A 16,046-nucleotide genomic window follows, 5' to 3' on the forward strand; every position below is an offset into this window, starting at 1 on the left:
CGGCTCCACGCTATTCCGCGATGAACCTAAAAAAAACCCGGCCAAGAGGCCGGGTTCGGTTGGCCGCTCGGGGTGAGCGGCCGCGCATGGCAATCAGCGCTTGGGGACGTCGCGTACGACCGAACCGGTGTACAGCTGGCGCGGACGGCCAATCTTGTAGTCGGGATCGGACAGCATTTCGTTCCACTGCGCAATCCAGCCTACGGTGCGCGCCAACGCAAAGATGGCCGTGAACAGCGAGGTGGGGATGCCGATGGCGCGCTGCACGATACCCGAGTAGAAGTCCACATTCGGGTACAGCTTGCGCTGCACGAAGTAGTCGTCCTCGAGGGCAATGCGCTCCAGCTCCATGGCCAGCTTGAACAGCGGGTCGTTTTCCAGGCCCAGAGCACCCAGCACTTCCTTGCAGGTTTCCTGCATCAGCTTGGCGCGCGGGTCGTAGTTCTTGTAGACGCGGTGACCAAAGCCCATCAGGCGCACGCCCGAGTTCTTGTCCTTGACCTTCTCCATGAACTCGCCGACCTTGGCCACGCCGCCGTTGGCTTGCAGGTCCTCAAGCATCTGCAGGCAAGCTTCGTTGGCGCCACCGTGAGCCGGCCCCCACAGGCAAGCCACGCCGGCGGCAATGGCAGCAAAGGGATTGGTGCCCGACGAACCGCACAGACGCACCGTCGAGGTCGACGCGTTCTGCTCGTGATCGGCGTGCAGGATGAAGATGCGGTCCAGTGCGCGCTCGACCACGTCGTTGACCTTGTACTCTTCGCAAGGCGTGGCGAACATCATGCGCAGGAAGTTGCCGGTGTACGACAGGTCATTCTGCGGATAGATGAGGGGCTGGCCCTGCGAATACTTGTACGCCATGGCGACCAGCGTCGGCATCTTGGCGATCAAGCGGATGGCCGAGACGTGACGATGCTGGGCGTTGGTGATGTCGGTCGAGTCATGATAGAAAGCCGACAGCGCTCCCACCAGCCCCGTCAGCACGGCCATCGGGTGAGCATCGCGGCGGAAGCCGCGCAGGAAGAAATGCAGCTGTTCGTTGACCAACGTGTGATGCGTGACCTGCGAATCGAAGTCGGTCTTCTGAGCGCCGTCGGGCAGTTCGCCATTCAGGATCAGATAGCAGATATCGAGGAAGTCGCAGTTGACCGCCAATTGCTCGATCGGGTAGCCGCGATACAGCAGCTCGCCTTTGTCGCCGTCGATATAGGTGATGCCCGAGGAAGTCGCAGCGGTCGACATGAAACCGGGGTCATAGGTGAACATGCCGGTCTGGCCATACAGCTTGCGGATGTCGATGACATCCGGGCCGAGGGTGCCCTTGTACACCGGGAGTTCGATAGGTGCGCTGCCATCCGATAGGGATAGAGTGGCTTTTTTGTCAGACAAGTTCATCGCTGTTTCCTCGTAATGAATCAGAGCTCTTGCATCTGCGCAATGATGGCGCGCAGCCTCGGGGTGTTCAATTCACCCTCCAGCTCCTTGCGGGCCAGCAGCAGATCGAGCAGATCGTTGTCTCCAAGCTCGAAGAGCTGCGTTAGCGCCGATACATCTTCGTCGGTAAGCTGGAGTTCGTAGGCATCCAGATACCGGGTGATGATGAGGTCGTTCTCGAGCAAACCACGGCGCGCGCGCCAGCGTAGCCGAGCCCTTTGCAATTCCGTGAGCTTGCTCATTGAAGGCCTTTGATACTAATAAGCACTAGACCGTCCGCCGGACCATCAGTTCTTTGATCTTGCCAATCGCCTTGGTCGGGTTCAGACCCTTGGGACAGACGTCAACACAGTTCATGATGGTGTGGCAGCGGAACAGACGATACGGGTCTTCCAGGTTATCCAGACGGCTACCGGTGGCTTCGTCGCGGCTGTCGGCAATGAAGCGATAGGCTTGCAGCAGGCCGGCAGGGCCGACGAACTTGTCCGGATTCCACCAGAACGACGGGCAGGAGGTCAAGCAGCACGCGCAAAGAATGCATTCGTACAGGCCGTCGAGCTCTTCGCGCGCTTCCGGTGATTGCAGACGCTCGCGCTCGGGCGGCGGCGTGTCATTGATCAGGAAGGGACTGACCGAGTGGTACTGGTTGAAGAAGTGCGTCATGTCCACGATCAGGTCGCGGATCACAGGCAAACCAGGCAGCGGCTTCAGAACGATGGGTTCCTTGAGCTCGCGCAGGTTCGTCGTGCAGGCCAGGCCGTTTTTGCCATTGATGTTCATGGCATCAGAGCCGCAGACGCCTTCGCGGCAGGACCGGCGCAAGGCCAGGCTGTCGTCGACGTCATTCTTGATGCGAACCAGCGCATCGAGCAGCATCTTGTCGGTCGGCTGAAGCTCGACTTCCAGCTTCTGCATGTAGGGGCGCTCGTCCTTGTCCGGATCGTAGCGGTAGATTTCGAATTTAACGATTCGTTTGGTGCTCATACCGGCATCCTGCTTAGAAAGTACGGGCCTTGGGCGGGAAGGAGTCGACCGTCAGAGGCTTCATCTGAACCGGCTTGTAATCCAGGCGGCTGCCTTCGGAATACCAAAGCGTATGCTTGAGCCAGTTTTCGTCGTCGCGGGTCGGGTGGTCATCCAGGGCGTGCGCACCGCGGCTTTCGGTGCGATTGGCGGCCGACTTGATGGTGGCGCGAGCCACTTCGGTCATATTGGCCAGTTCCAGCGCTTCAACCCGCGCCGTGTTGAACACCTTGGACTTGTCCTTGAAGTAGATGCTGCCGGCCACCTTGGCCAGGTCTTCGATCTGCTCGACGCCTTCGTTGAGCAAGTCCAGCGTCCGGAACACGCCGCAATGGCGCTGCATCGACATACGGATGGCGTTGGCCACATCCTGGGTTTTCTCGCCCGATGTGCGCGCTTCCAGCGTGTTGACGCGGTTGAGCGAGAAGTCAACGGCTTCCTGGGGCACGGGCTTGTGTGCGTGCTGGCGCTCGGGATGCGAATTGACGATGTGATTGCCCGTGGCGCGTCCGAAGACGATCAGATCCAGCAGCGAGTTCGTGCCCAGACGATTGGCGCCGTGCACCGACACCGCAGCGCATTCGCCGATGGCATACAAACCGTTGACGATCTTGTTCTCGCCGTTGACGCGCTCGAGTACCTGACCATGATAGTTGGCCGGAATACCGCCCATCTGATAGTGAATGGTCGGCACAACCGGGATAGGTTCCTTGATCGGGTCGACGTTGCCGAACTTGATGGCGATCTCGCGGATCGAGGGCAGACGCTTGTTGATCACGTCGGCGCCCAGGTGGTCCAACTTGAGCACCACGTAGCTGCCGTCCGGACCGTAGCCGCGGCCTTCCTTGATTTCCTGGTCCATCGAACGCGACACGAAGTCACGCGGCGCCAAGTCCTTGAGCGTGGGCGCATAGCGCTCCATGAAACGCTCGCCGTCCTTGTTCAACAAGATGCCGCCTTCACCACGCACGCCTTCGGTAATCAGCACGCCCGCGCCGGCCACGCCGGTCGGGTGGAACTGCCAAAACTCCATGTCCTGCAGCGGGATGCCAGCGCGCGCGGCCATACCCAGGCCGTCACCCGTATTGATGAACGCATTGGTCGAAGCTGCCCAGATCCGGCCCGCGCCGCCGGTGGCCAGCACCGTCGTCTTGGCTTCCAGAATGTAGATGTCGCCGGTTTCCATTTCCAGGGCGGTCACGCCCACGACATCACCCTCTTCGTTGCGCAACAGATCCAGCGCCATCCATTCGACGAAGAACTTCGTGCGAGCGGCGACGTTGCGCTGATAGAGCGTATGCAGCAGCGCATGGCCCGTACGGTCGGCGACAGCACAGGCACGCTGCACGGGCTTTTCGCCGAAGTTGGCCGTATGGCCACCAAAGGGGCGCTGATAGATCGTGCCGTCCGGGTTACGGTCAAACGGCATCCCGAAGTGCTCGAGCTCGTACACCGCGTTGGGTGCTTCACGGCACATGAACTCGATGGCGTCCTGATCGCCCAGCCAATCCGACCCCTTGACGGTGTCGTACATGTGCCAGTACCAGTTGTCTTCGCTCATGTTGCCCAGCGAGGCGCTCACACCACCTTGCGCGGCAACGGTGTGCGAACGCGTGGGGAAAACCTTGGACAGGACCGCAACCGACAGCCCGGCTTGGGACAGTTGCAACGAACAGCGCATACCGGCTCCGCCGGCGCCCACGACCACCACGTCAAACTGGCGGCGCGGCAATGAATTCTTGACAGCGACCACGGCTTAGATTCTCCAGATAATTTGCGCGAAGTACACGACCGTACCAACCAGCCAGAGGATGGTCAGCACTTGCAGCAGCAGGCGCACGCCCACCGGCCGTACATAGTCCATCCAGATGTCGCGCACGCCGATCCAGGCATGCCAGGCCAGCGCAAAGAAAGCCAGTGAGGCCAGGATCTGGCCCACGGGAAGAGCGAACACATGAAAGGTGAACAGCGCCTTCCAGTTTTCATAGTTGTAGGCCGGCATGACCAGCAGGCCGATGATCAGCACCAGGGTATAGATGGCCATGATGACGGCCGTCAGACGCTGGGCGATGAAATCCATGGTGCCGTAATGCGCACCGACGACAAGGCGCTTGGGGCCGTAGTTCTTGGTGTCTTGCATCACAGGACTCCGAACAATTTGAGAGCAAACACCAGGGTCAGAACCAGGCTGACCGCGAACACGATGGCAGCGCTCTTGCGGCCCGATTCCTTGTCGATGCCGATATGCAGATCGAGGATCAGGTAGCGGATGCCGGCACAGAAATGGTGCAGATAGCCCCAGATCAGTACGAGCAGTACAAGCTTGACGAGGGGGTTGCCCGCGTACTGGGCAACCTGCGCAAAGCTTTCGGCCGAGGTCACGCTAGCCGCAAAGAGCGGCACGATGACCAAGGGCAGACAGAGAAAGAGCAGTGCGCCGCTGACGCGGTGCAGGATGGACAGTTTGCCGGCCAGAGGCAAGCGATAACTGAGAATTTGCGGAATGCTGATATTGCGAAACTGCGGACGCGGCTTGGCAGCTGAGTCGGACATGACGGCCTCGGTGTTTCGGAACTAGGGGATCGTGACGGCTAAAACGCCGTTACCCAAATGGGCAAACAAGCTATTTTCGCTCAGAGAACGGGTTCGTATCAAATCGTAGGGAAAAAGTTCATCAATTCAAACTATTGCGGTAGTGGTAGTGGTCGGTCAGGTACAGCCCGCGGCGCACTTCCATAGGCCTGTCGCCATACGTGTAGGAAATGCGGTCCACCTGCAAAAGAGGAGTACCCGGTGTGACGTGCAGCAACGTGGCAACCTCTTCGGATGCCGCCACGGCGCGGATTTTTTCGTCGGCGCGGACCATGCTTACGCCGAACTCGGACTCATACAAGCCGTAGAGCGGTACGCGCTTGGCCTTGAGCAGCTCCAGGGTCAAGCCACGAAAAGACGCCCCCGGCACCCAGATGTCATCAATGATGACCGGCGCATGGTTCATGGCCAGTTGTCGCCGGATGGACACCACGGTTTCGCCGGCGCGCAGCTCCAGCGCTCGGGCGATTTCGGCCGGTGCCCTCAAGCGGCGGCAATCGAGAATGTGATTTTCGGCCCGGCCTGCCTCGTTGACCTCGTCAGGGGCAAGACGCAGGAAACGATAACGCACCCGGGGTTCGTGGTGCGTGGCCACGAAGGTGCCCTTGCCCTGGCGGCGCAACAGCATATGTTCTGCGGCCAGTTCATCCACGGCCTTGCGTACCGTGCCCTGGCTGACCTGAAAACGCGCAGCCAGATCGATTTCGGAAGGGATGAGCTCGCCGGGCATCCACTCGCCCCGCTCCAGGCTCTGAACCAGCAAATCCTTGATCTGCCGGTACAAGGGACTAAAAGCGGCACCCTCGCCCGCCTGTCGGGCGGTGCGGGTACGTAGCGAAAAGTCGGGCCTGGGATCTGCCATGGAATGTCTTGAAATCTTCACATTTGCTCGGTGTGCCGGGGACGGACCCGAAGCGTTACGCTATCACCTGCCTGATTGGAGGCCGTAGCGCAAAAAGCGGGCTGGTCCGGTGGCGAGCAAACGCCCTATTGTGGCACAAGCGGGCCCGACATGTCCAACGTCTTATGTCTTATGTCTTATGTCTTATATAAGATATAAGAGAAATTGACGGACGCGTAAATTCGATCTAGGATTTCGCGCTATCGGATCGCCGCAGTCGCCCTCTGAGCGAACGGCCCCAAGGATTACACTGTTTGGCGCGTTTCATCTCGCCAGTCCATATGGAGAACACTCATGTCTAAGCCCGCCATGCGAGTCGCCGTCACCGGCGCCGCCGGCCAAATCGGTTACGCCCTGCTGTTCCGCATCGCCTCCGGCGAAATGCTCGGCAAGGATCAGCCGGTCATTCTGCAATTGCTCGAAATCCCCGACGAGAAGGCCCAGAAAGCCCTCAAGGGTGTGATCATGGAGCTGGAAGACTGCGCCTTCCCGCTGCTGCAGGAAGTCACCGCTCACAGCGACCCCAAGACCGCCTTCAAGGATGCCGACGTGGCCCTGCTGGTCGGCGCCCGCCCCCGCGGCCCCGGCATGGAGCGCAAGGACCTGCTGACGGTCAATGCCCAGATCTTCACCGCTCAGGGCCGCGCCCTGAACGAAGTCGCCAGCCGCAATGTCAAGGTGCTCGTGGTCGGCAACCCTGCCAACACCAACGCCTACATTGCCATGAAGTTGGCGCCGGATCTGCCGGCCAAGAACTTCACCGCCATGCTGCGCCTGGACCACAATCGTGCTCTGTCGCAACTGGCCACCAAGTCGGGCAAGGCCGTCGCCGGCATTGAAAAGCTGGTCGTGTGGGGTAACCACTCGCCGACGATGTACCCTGACTACCGCTTCGCCACCGTCGATGGCCAGCCGCTGGCCAAGGTCATCAATGACGACGCCTGGAACCGCGACACCTTCATCCCGACCGTGGGCAAGCGCGGCGCGGCCATCATCGAAGCCCGCGGCCTTTCCTCGGCCGCTTCGGCTGCCAACGCCGCCATCGACCACGTGCGCGACTGGGTCCTGGGCAGCAACGGCAAGTGGGTGACGATGGGCATTCCGTCGGATGGCTCCTATGGCATCCCCGAAGGCATCATCTACGGCTTCCCGGTCACCACGGTCAATGGCGAATACACCATGATCAAGGACCTGGAAATCGACGCATTCTCCCGCGAGCGTATGGACTTCACGCTCAAGGAACTGCTCGAAGAGCGTGACGGCATCAAAGACCTGCTGAAGTAATTCAGTCAGCTCCCGTTGGGCCCGCTTCGGCGGGCCCAATTTCCAGGAGCTCATGCCGGACCATGCGTGTGCCTCTTGTCACCGAGGGGGCAGACTCATATTTCGGTTGCAGCCAGACAGCGGGCCGCGCACCGCTCAAACACGGTTGGCCGCGTCAGACAAACCAACAAAACCCTCGGAGACCCCACCCATGTCCAGACCTGCATCGCCCGGCGCCCTCTTTCGCCGCGCCTTGACCGAAGAACAACCGCTGCAGATCATCGGCGCCATCAACGCCAACCACGCTCTGCTGGCCAAGCGGGCGGGCTACCGCGCCATCTATCTCTCAGGCGGTGGTGTAGCGGCGGGTTCGCTCGGGCTGCCCGATCTGGGCATCAATACCCTCGATGACGTGCTCACCGACGTGCGACGCATTACGGATGTCTGTGATCTCCCCCTGCTGGTCGACATCGATACCGGCTTTGGCCCCTCTGCCTTCAATATCGGGCGCACCGTCAAAAGCCTGATCAAATTTGGCGCGGCTGCCTGCCACATCGAAGACCAGGTCGGAGCCAAGCGTTGCGGCCATCGGCCCTGCAAAGAAATCGTCAGCACGGCAGAAATGGCCGATCGTGTCAAAGCCGCAGCTGATGCCCGCACCGACGATGATTTCTTCCTGATCGCCCGCACCGACGCGATCGCCTCCCATGGCGTGGATGCAGCCATCGAACGCGCGCTGGCTTGCGTCGAAGCTGGCGCCGACGGCATTTTTGCCGAAGCGGCATATGACCTGGCCACCTATCGCCGCTTCGTCGATGCGGTAAAAGTGCCGGTGCTCGCCAACATTACCGAATTCGGCAAGACGCCGCTGTTCACTGTCGACGAGCTCAAGAGCGCCGACGTAGGCATGGTTCTCTACCCCTTGTCTGCCTTCCGCGCCATGAACAAAGCGGCCGAATCCGTCTACGAGGCCATTCGCCGAGACGGACACCAGAAGAACGTGCTGGACTTGATGCAGACCCGCGACGAGCTCTACGACCGTATCGGCTACCACGCCTACGAGTCGCAGTTGGACTCGCTGTTTGCCAAGGACAAAACGAAGTAAAGCGTACCGGTCCGGCCAATCGGACCGGATCGGTTTCGTCTATGTCTGTTCCATCGAAAGGAGAACGAGAGACATGAGCACCTCGCAGAAAAAGGCAGCGCCCGCGGCGGCGCAAACCGAAGAGAAAGCTGGCTTCAAACCCAAGAAATCCGTGGCCCTTTCAGGGGTCGTCGCGGGCAACACGGCGCTGTGCACGGTCGGCCGCACCGGCAATGATCTGCACTATCGTGGCTACGACATTCTCGATTTCGCCGATACGGCTGAATTCGAAGAAATCGCCCACCTGTTGGTGCACGGCAAACTGCCCACCAAGGCCGAGTTGAAGGCCTATAAGGAAAAGCTGCGTTCGTTGCGCGGCCTGCCCGCCCACCTGCAGACTGCCCTGGAGTCACTGCCCGCCGCCAGCCACCCCATGGACGTGATGCGCACGGCCGTGTCCGTGCTGGGTTGTGTACTGCCCGAAAAAGACGATCACAACACCCCGGGGGCCCGCGATATCGCCGACCGCCTGATGGCCAATCTCGGTTCTGCCCTGCTGTACTGGTACCACTACAGCCACAATGGCCGCATCATCGACGTCCAAACCGATGACGACAGCATTGGCGGCCACTTCCTGCACCTGCTTCACGGCCAGAAACCCAGCGACGAATGGGTCCGCGCCATGCACACCTCGCTCATCCTTTACGCAGAGCATGAATTCAATGCGTCGACCTTCACCAGCCGCGTGATTGCTGGCACGGGATCCGACATGTATTCGGCCATCACCGGTGCCATCGGTGCTCTGCGCGGCCCTAAGCATGGCGGCGCCAACGAAGTCGCGTTCGACGTCCAGAAGCGCTATGACTCGCCCGAGGAGGCAGAGGCCGATATCCGCAAGCGGGTCGACAACAAGGAAGTCATCATCGGCTTCGGCCATCCGGTCTACACCATTTCCGATCCGCGCAACAAGGTCATCAAGGAAGTCGCCCGCAAGCTTTCCAAAAAAGCGGGCAGCACCAAGATGTTCGACATTGCCGAGCGCCTGGAGACGGTCATGTGGGACATCAAAAAAATGTTCCCCAACCTGGACTGGTTCTCGGCGGTCAGCTATCACATGATGGGTGTGCCCACCGCCATGTTCACGCCGCTGTTCGTCATCGCGCGCACGGCCGGCTGGTCGGCTCATATCATCGAGCAGCGCATCGACAACAAGATCATCCGGCCCACTGCCAATTACACCGGACCGGAAAATCTGAAGTTCGTGCAGATCGAAAAACGCAAGTAACTCTCTGACCCGGCGGGGCCGACCGGCCCCGCCCACACATAGGGGTTTTGCTTCTATGTCTGCCACGTCACCTCAACCGCCTGCGAGCGGAATCCAGACAGACCAGGTTCTGACGGAGATCGCCGATTATGTGATCGGCTACGACATCCAGAGTCCTCTGGCCTTGGACACGGCACGCAACTGCCTGATCGATACCCTGGGCTGCGGCCTGGAGGCACTGGAATACCCGGCGTGCAAGAAGCTGCTCGGGCCCATCGTGCCTGGCACCCTTGTTCCCCATGGCGCCAGAGTGCCAGGCACTTCCCTGCAACTGGACCCTGTGCAAGCCGCCTTCAGTATCGGTGCCATGATCCGCTGGCTGGATTTCAACGACACCTGGCTGGCAGCCGAGTGGGGGCACCCCTCGGACAACCTGGGCGCAATACTGGCCACGGCCGACTGGCTCTCGCGCACTGGCGTCGCGGCAGGAAAGCCTGCCCTGGTGATGCGCGACGTCCTCCTCGCCATGATCAAGGCACACGAGATCCAAGGTTGCCTGGCGCTGGAAAATGCCTTCAACAAGGTCGGATTGGACCATGTCGTTCTCGTCAAGGTAGCCTCCACCGCCGTGGTCTCCCGGATGCTGGGCCTGTCGCGCGACGAAATCATCAATGCGATCTCCCTGGCCTGGGTGGACGGTCAAAGCCTGCGTACCTACCGCCACGCCCCCAACACCGGCAGCCGCAAAAGTTGGGCAGCAGGCGATGCCACCAGCCGCGCCGTCCGCCTGGCCCTGATCGCCAGAACGGGGGAAATGGGATATTCCACCGTCCTGACGGCCAAGATCTGGGGATTCTATGACGTGCTACTCAAGGGGCAGCCCCTGCGCCTTCAGCGGCCTTACGGCAGCTATGTCATGGAAAACATCCTGTTCAAAATCTCTTACCCGGCCGAGTTTCACGCGCAGACTGCCGTCGAATACGCCATGCAGATACACCGGCAGCTTGAATCCATGGGGCGCTCGGCCCAGGATATCAAACAGATCACCATCCGCACCCATGAGGCCTGCCTGCGCATCATTGACAAGACCGGGCCCCTGCATAATCCCGCCGACCGCGACCACTGTATCCAGTACATGGTGGCCGTGCCGCTTTTGTTCGGACGCCTGACGGCGGCCGACTACGAGGACTCGGCCGCTGCAGACCCGCGCATCGACGCGCTGCGCGCACGCATTACCTGCGTTGAAGACGCCACCTTCACACGCGATTATCACGATCCGGACAAGCGCTCCATCGCCAATGCCTTGAGCGTGGAGCTCGATGACGGCAGCAAACTGCCCGAAGTCATCTGCGAATACCCGCTGGGCCACCGCCGCCGCCGGGCCGAAGGCATCCCATTGCTGGAGGAGAAGTTCCGCCGCAACCTGGCCCGAATGCTGCCGGCCCGCCAGCAACAGCGCATCCTGGAGGTGTCGCTTGATGCACAGCAACTGCACCCCATGCCGGTACACGAGTATGTCGACCTCTACGTGATCTGAGCGGGGCCACTGTCGCCTACAATGGCGTGTTTTCGAATTAGGATGCGCGCACCATGGACATGCTCTGGGTCAAGACTTTCCACATTGTGTTTGTGGTTTCCTGGTTTGCGGGGCTGTTCTATCTGCCGCGCATCTTCGTCAACCTCGCGCAGCATTCAGATCCGGCAACGCAGAGCTGTTTGCTCGGTATGGCCCGGCGTCTGTACCGCTTCATGACGATAATCGCCGTGCCGGCGATCCTGCTGGGTTTGTGGCTGTACGTTGGCTACCGTATTGGCGTGGGGCCGGGCAACGGCTGGATGCACGCGAAGCTGTTTCTGGTGCTGCTGCTCATCGGCTACCATCACGCCTGCGGAGTGATGCTGCGCAAATTCGAACAGGGGCGCAACAAGCGCTCGCACAAGTTTTATCGCTGGTTCAACGAGGTTCCCGTCTTGCTGCTCGTGGCGGTGGTGGCGCTCGTCGTCCTCAAACCATTTTGATAGCCTAGCCCAAGGCCTGCCCGTATGTCCCAAGATGAAAATGACCGTCCGCGCAAGACGCTGACGATCAAAGCCAAACCCGCCGCCCCTGAAAGCGAGTCCAGTGAACCCAACAGGCGCAAGCGTAGCGGTGCGCGGGCCCGGCAGGCCGCCCAGATCGAACGGGCATCGCATGTGCAATCGCGCGGCAACGAACAGCCCGTGCAACGGCCCGACGCCGATGCAGGCTATGCCGAGCGCCCGCTCCAGCGCCGCCGGTCCCAGGGCTATGCCTCGGCTGAGCGCGGCACGCATTCGCGTGGCGATGACACCGCCGGCGAAAACCGCCGCCGCAGCGGCATGGGAGTGGTGCGCGACGAGACACCGCGCCAGGGCGCACCGGCCCCCGACTGGGACGATGTATTTGCGGGCCAGCAAGACGAGCCGGAACACGACGGGCAGGACGGGCACGCCATCGATACGCCCCAGGCGTACCGCCAGCGTCGTCACCAGGGCCGTCAGGCAGAAACGTTCCGTTGTTATGCGCCCTGCCCTCAAGGCCTGGAAGACGCATTGACCGCGGAAATGCAGGCCCTGGGCTTTGATGATGCCCACGCCGGCCGTGCCGGCTGTGCCTTTACCAGCGACTGGTCAGGGGTGCAGCGGGCGAATCTCTATTCGCGCCTGGCCACCCGCATTCTGGTGCAGGTCGGTCAGGGCGACCTCAATCATGAGGACGAACTTCTCGACCTTGCCTACAGCGTTCCTTGGGAGCGATGGTTTGGCCCCGAAGACACCCTGCGCGTGGACACCTCCGCCATCAAAAGCCCTGTCCACAGCCTGCAGTACTGCAACCTGCGCGTAAAGGACGGCATTTGCGACCGCCTGCGTGACCGCGAAGGTGCACGGCCAAGCATCGATACCGTGCGTCCCGACGCCCGCGTGCAGCTTTTCATGGAAGGCACTCACGCCACGCTCTATCTGGACACCTCCGGCGAATCATTGTTCAAGCGCGGCTGGCGTCTGGACAAGGGCGAAGCGCCTCTGCGGGAAAATCTGGCCGCAGGGATGCTGGCTCTGGCCGGATGGGATCCGGCCGCTGCGCTGGTAGACCCGTTCTGCGGCAGCGGCACGATTCTGATCGAGGCGGCCTGGATAGCCTTGGGAGTGCCTCCTGGCATTTCCCGCCCCTTCGGTTTTGAGCGCATGCGTCAGCATGACGCGCGCCGCTGGCGTGACCTCAAGGACGATGCCCGCTCCCGCATCCGCACCCAGCTCGAAACGCCCATCATCGGCTACGACATCGATGAACGCGCTATCGAATTCGCTCGTGCCAACGCCGAGCGCGCCTGGCTTACTGACGAAACCATCCGCTTCGAAGTCGCCGACGCGCGACATGTCCAGGCGCCTGTCGAGCAGGGTTGGATCGTCACCAACCCGCCCTATGGCGAGCGCATGGAAATCGCCGACGAATTCTGGCGCGAATGGTCCGCCTGCCTCAAACACCAGTTTGCAGGCTGGCAGGCCCACGTCATCTCCAGCGACATGAAGCTGCCTCAGCGCATGCGCCTCAAGCCGGTGCGTCGCATCCCGCTGCACAACGGCTCGCTGGACTGCCGGTTGTTCGCCTTCGAGTTGGTGCACGCCAGCTATCGCGACGGCGCAAATCCGCCGCTTTAGACGTGAACGCGTGGCAAACCGGAGCGGGATAGCCGCGCAAGTTGTAAAACTGCTGTAACGACACAACAATAATGTGCCCAGGCGGGCACAGCGGCGTCGAAATGGGGCATCATCAGCACCAGCAAGGCGCATGTTGCACAGAATCACGGCAAGGCTTGCATTAGCCTAGGGTTAACCCTATAATTCGGGTTAACCCTAGACAGAAGCATAAGTCAGCCTAACGGAGGCTACCGTGATCAACCTGAACAACACCTATCGCCTGACCGACGAACTGGAACGCCAACTGATGCTGCAGGCGATGGAAGAGCAATTCCGTCCGCACCCCCTGCGTGCTCTGGCTCACGGGCTGCGCAAACTGGGTCACGGCATCAAGGCAATGTTTGGCAAGACCGACTCGGCCGCGCACACCGCAGCCTAAGCATCAAGCCCGCCGTCGTTGTCGAGCAGTAACGAATTCGCAATTGTTATCCGTTTTCCCCTTGGGGGCTGCAAAGCCCCTTTTAAGACCCGCCCTAACCGGCGGGTTTTTTTTGGTTCATCGCGGAATAGCGTGGAGCCGTGCTTGATTGCCGTTACGCTTGATCCTTGATTTTTCAAGGATCAAGGCCGGGATCATGCTGGACCGCAAGACGATCGAGAGGTTGGGTGGGTGGGAAGGTTATCGGGTGGAGCGGGTCGTGTGGCCTGAAGGTGAGAGCCGGACGGTCACGATTTACCTGAAGCCTTCAGCGCGAACGATGCACTGCGAGCACTGCGGCAACCGATGTCGGCAGGTGCATGAGACGACCACGCGCCGGGTGCGGGATCTGCCGCTAATGGCGCTGCGAGTGACGCTGGTAGTGCCGCGTCGGCGGGTCTGGTGCGAGCAGTGCGGTGGACCGCATCTGGAGAGGCTGAGCTGGCTGGGCCGTTACCAGCGAGTGACCGACCGGCTGGCCGAGGCGGTCAGCCAGTTGCTTGAGTCCAGCAACATTCTGGCCGTGGCGCGCTTCTTCCAACTGGGTTGGCACACGGTCAAGGCGCTGGACAAGGCCCTGCTGCGACGGGCGATCCAAGAGCCGGACTGGAGCCAGATCCACTACCTAGCGATGGACGAGTTCGCTCTACACAAGGGCCATCGTTATGCCACGGTCGTTGTCGATCCGATCCGCCGTCAGGTGCTATGGATCGGTGATGGCCGCTCGCGCGAGACGGCCAGAGCCTTCTTCGAACAACTGCCAACTGGGGTTGCCCAGCAGATCCGGGCCGTAGCGATCGACATGACGACGGCCTATGAGCTGGAGATCCAGGCCAACTGCCCCAACGCCGAGATCGTCTACGACCTGTTCCACGTCGTGGCCAAGTACGGCCGTGAAGTGATAGACCGGGTGCGTGTAGACCAAGCGAACCAGTTGCGGCACGACAAGCCGGCCCGCCGAGTGCTCAAGTCCAGTCGCTGGCTACTGCTGCGCAATCGCAAAAACCTCGATCCGTGCCAATCGGTAAAGTTGGACGAGTTGCTCCAGGCCAACCAGCCTTTGCTCACCGCTTATCTGATGCGCGATGAGCTCAAACAGCTGTGGTTCTACCAACACCCCGGCTACGCCCGCCAGGCATGGGATCACTTGACCTGCTCCCCGTGATTAGTACGAAATCGATGTAGAGTCCGTTCCCAAAGGAATGGCAATGAAGAAACGATTTACGGAAGAGCAAATCATCGGCGTGCTCAAGGAAGCCGATGCAGGTGCCAAGCCCGCAGAGTTGTGCCGCAAGCACGGAATCTCCGAGGCAACGTACTACAACTGGAAGGCGAAGTTCGGTGGCATGACGGTGTCGGACGCTCAGAGGCTCAAGGAGCTGGAGCAGGAGAACAACAAGCTCAAGAAGCTGTTGGCCGAGTCGATGCTGGACAAGGCGGCGCTTCAGGATCTGCTAAGCCGAAAGTAGTCAGCCCGCAGGCCAAACGCGAGGCGGTCAGGACATTAATGACCGAGCGCGTGGTTCGCCCAGCGGCAATCGCGCCGAATCAGAGTTGGTCAATGGACTTTGTGGCCGACGGCCTAGCCTATGGCCGCCGATTCCGCTGTTTGACTATCGTCGATGACTACACTCGCGAATGCCTGGCCATCGAGGTCGATACGTCGTTGCCGGGACTGCGTGTTGCCATGGTGCTGCAACGGCTGGCGGAGATGCGTGGCCTGCCGCGATCTATTACCGTGGACAACGGGCCAGAGTTCGCCGGAAGAGCCTTGGACGCCTGGGCCTACCAAGCAGGCGTAAAGCTGTCGTTTATTCGGCCGGGTAAGCCGGTGGAGAACGCTTATATCGAAAGTTTCAACGGCAAGTTCCGCGACGAATGCCTTAACGAGCACTGGTTCTTGTCCCTGCGACAGGCTAAAAGCTTGATCGAAAACTGGCGAGTCGAGTACAACACCGATCGGCCTCACAGCGCGCTCGGATATTTAACGCCGGCGCAATTCGTGCAGGCTCATCAGAAAGAAGGTCTTTTACCCCTGGGCTCTATGTCGGTGCCGTACTAAATCTGGGGGCAGGTCACACTGGCTGCAACAGGCTCAGGGCAGCGGCATCGCCGCCTTGGCTCACTTCGCGCTCAAGCTAAAAGCCTATCTGCACGGGATTCTGTCTCGCTGTCGCCACCGGCTCAACACCAGCATCGTCGAGGGCATCAACAACACCATCAAAGTCATCAAGCGCCGCGCCTACGGCTACCGCGATCAGGAGTACTTCTTCCTCAAGATCCGGTCTGCATTCCCCGGTATTCCTCGATGAACCTTTTTTTATCCGGCGGCGGCGCTGCAAAAAAACCA

At 60.7% G+C, this 16,046-nt stretch carries 14 protein-coding genes and 3 pseudogenes; 10 read left to right on the forward strand and 7 right to left on the reverse strand.

Annotated elements, in window-relative coordinates:
• Positions 1–93: 93 nt before the first annotated feature.
• The 7 genes from LK440_RS12105 to LK440_RS12135 form a co-directional block, all read right to left on the reverse strand.
• Positions 94–1,395, reverse strand: a complete 1,302-nt coding sequence (locus tag LK440_RS12105; protein WP_017685560.1) for a citrate synthase — start codon at positions 1,393–1,395, stop codon at positions 94–96.
• A 20-nt stretch (positions 1,396–1,415) separates the two neighbouring features.
• Positions 1,416–1,676 carry a succinate dehydrogenase assembly factor 2 gene (locus tag LK440_RS12110; RefSeq protein ID WP_005012348.1) on the reverse strand — a complete coding sequence of 87 codons (261 nt, stop codon included), beginning with the start codon at positions 1,674–1,676 and terminating at the stop codon, positions 1,416–1,418.
• A gap of 25 nt (positions 1,677–1,701) precedes the next feature.
• A complete protein-coding gene (locus LK440_RS12115; RefSeq protein ID WP_005012346.1) occupies positions 1,702–2,418 on the reverse strand; it encodes a succinate dehydrogenase iron-sulfur subunit in 717 nt (238 codons plus the stop codon).
• A 13-nt stretch (positions 2,419–2,431) separates the two neighbouring features.
• Positions 2,432–4,210 carry a succinate dehydrogenase flavoprotein subunit gene (gene sdhA, locus LK440_RS12120; protein ID WP_005012341.1) on the reverse strand — a complete coding sequence of 593 codons (1,779 nt, stop codon included), beginning with the start codon at positions 4,208–4,210 and terminating at the stop codon, positions 2,432–2,434.
• 3 nt (positions 4,211–4,213) lie between these two features.
• Positions 4,214–4,597 (reverse strand): succinate dehydrogenase, hydrophobic membrane anchor protein, encoded by a 384-nt coding sequence (gene sdhD, locus LK440_RS12125; RefSeq protein ID WP_005012340.1) that lies wholly within the window; start codon positions 4,595–4,597, stop codon positions 4,214–4,216.
• Positions 4,597–5,010 (reverse strand): succinate dehydrogenase, cytochrome b556 subunit, encoded by a 414-nt coding sequence (gene sdhC / locus LK440_RS12130; protein WP_005012339.1) that lies wholly within the window; start codon positions 5,008–5,010, stop codon positions 4,597–4,599. Before sdhC ends, sdhD begins: the two co-directional genes overlap by 1 nt.
• Before the next feature lie 121 nt (positions 5,011–5,131).
• Positions 5,132–5,911 carry a GntR family transcriptional regulator gene (locus tag LK440_RS12135; RefSeq protein ID WP_005012337.1) on the reverse strand — a complete coding sequence of 260 codons (780 nt, stop codon included), beginning with the start codon at positions 5,909–5,911 and terminating at the stop codon, positions 5,132–5,134.
• Between the two features lie 333 nt (positions 5,912–6,244).
• Between LK440_RS12135 and LK440_RS12140 the strand changes: the two genes are divergently transcribed.
• The 10 genes and pseudogenes from LK440_RS12140 to LK440_RS12185 form a co-directional block, all read left to right on the forward strand.
• Complete coding sequence (locus tag LK440_RS12140; protein WP_005012335.1) at positions 6,245–7,234, forward strand: malate dehydrogenase; 990 nt, start codon at positions 6,245–6,247, stop codon at positions 7,232–7,234.
• A 190-nt stretch (positions 7,235–7,424) separates the two neighbouring features.
• Positions 7,425–8,318 carry a methylisocitrate lyase gene (gene prpB, locus LK440_RS12145; protein ID WP_005012332.1) on the forward strand — a complete coding sequence of 298 codons (894 nt, stop codon included), beginning with the start codon at positions 7,425–7,427 and terminating at the stop codon, positions 8,316–8,318.
• Between the two features lie 73 nt (positions 8,319–8,391).
• A complete protein-coding gene (gene prpC / locus LK440_RS12150; protein ID WP_005012331.1) occupies positions 8,392–9,582 on the forward strand; it encodes a bifunctional 2-methylcitrate synthase/citrate synthase in 1,191 nt (396 codons plus the stop codon).
• Between the two features lie 55 nt (positions 9,583–9,637).
• Positions 9,638–11,098: a bifunctional 2-methylcitrate dehydratase/aconitate hydratase gene (locus tag LK440_RS12155; protein ID WP_005012329.1), complete on the forward strand. Its 1,461-nt coding sequence runs from the start codon at positions 9,638–9,640 to the stop codon at positions 11,096–11,098.
• 59 nt (positions 11,099–11,157) lie between these two features.
• Positions 11,158–11,580, forward strand: a complete 423-nt coding sequence (locus LK440_RS12160) for a CopD family protein (protein ID WP_005012327.1) — start codon at positions 11,158–11,160, stop codon at positions 11,578–11,580.
• A 24-nt stretch (positions 11,581–11,604) separates the two neighbouring features.
• Positions 11,605–13,239, forward strand: coding sequence for a THUMP domain-containing class I SAM-dependent RNA methyltransferase (locus tag LK440_RS12165; RefSeq protein WP_005012323.1), 1,635 nt, complete (start codon positions 11,605–11,607; stop codon positions 13,237–13,239).
• A 232-nt stretch (positions 13,240–13,471) separates the two neighbouring features.
• Positions 13,472–13,657: a hypothetical protein gene (locus LK440_RS12170; protein ID WP_005012321.1), complete on the forward strand. Its 186-nt coding sequence runs from the start codon at positions 13,472–13,474 to the stop codon at positions 13,655–13,657.
• A gap of 196 nt (positions 13,658–13,853) precedes the next feature.
• A pseudogene (locus LK440_RS12175) lies at positions 13,854–14,840 on the forward strand (ISL3 family transposase); the annotation flags it as partial.
• Positions 14,841–14,904: 64 nt separating this feature from the next.
• Positions 14,905–15,758, forward strand: a pseudogene (locus tag LK440_RS12180) (IS3 family transposase).
• Positions 15,759–15,777: 19 nt separating this feature from the next.
• Positions 15,778–16,008: pseudogene (locus tag LK440_RS12185) on the forward strand (ISL3 family transposase); the annotation flags it as partial.
• Between the last annotated feature and the right edge of the window lie 38 nt (positions 16,009–16,046).

Origin of the sequence: Bordetella holmesii, assembly GCF_020735985.1 — a bacterium.
Lineage (GTDB): Bacteria > Pseudomonadota > Gammaproteobacteria > Burkholderiales > Burkholderiaceae_B > Bordetella > Bordetella holmesii.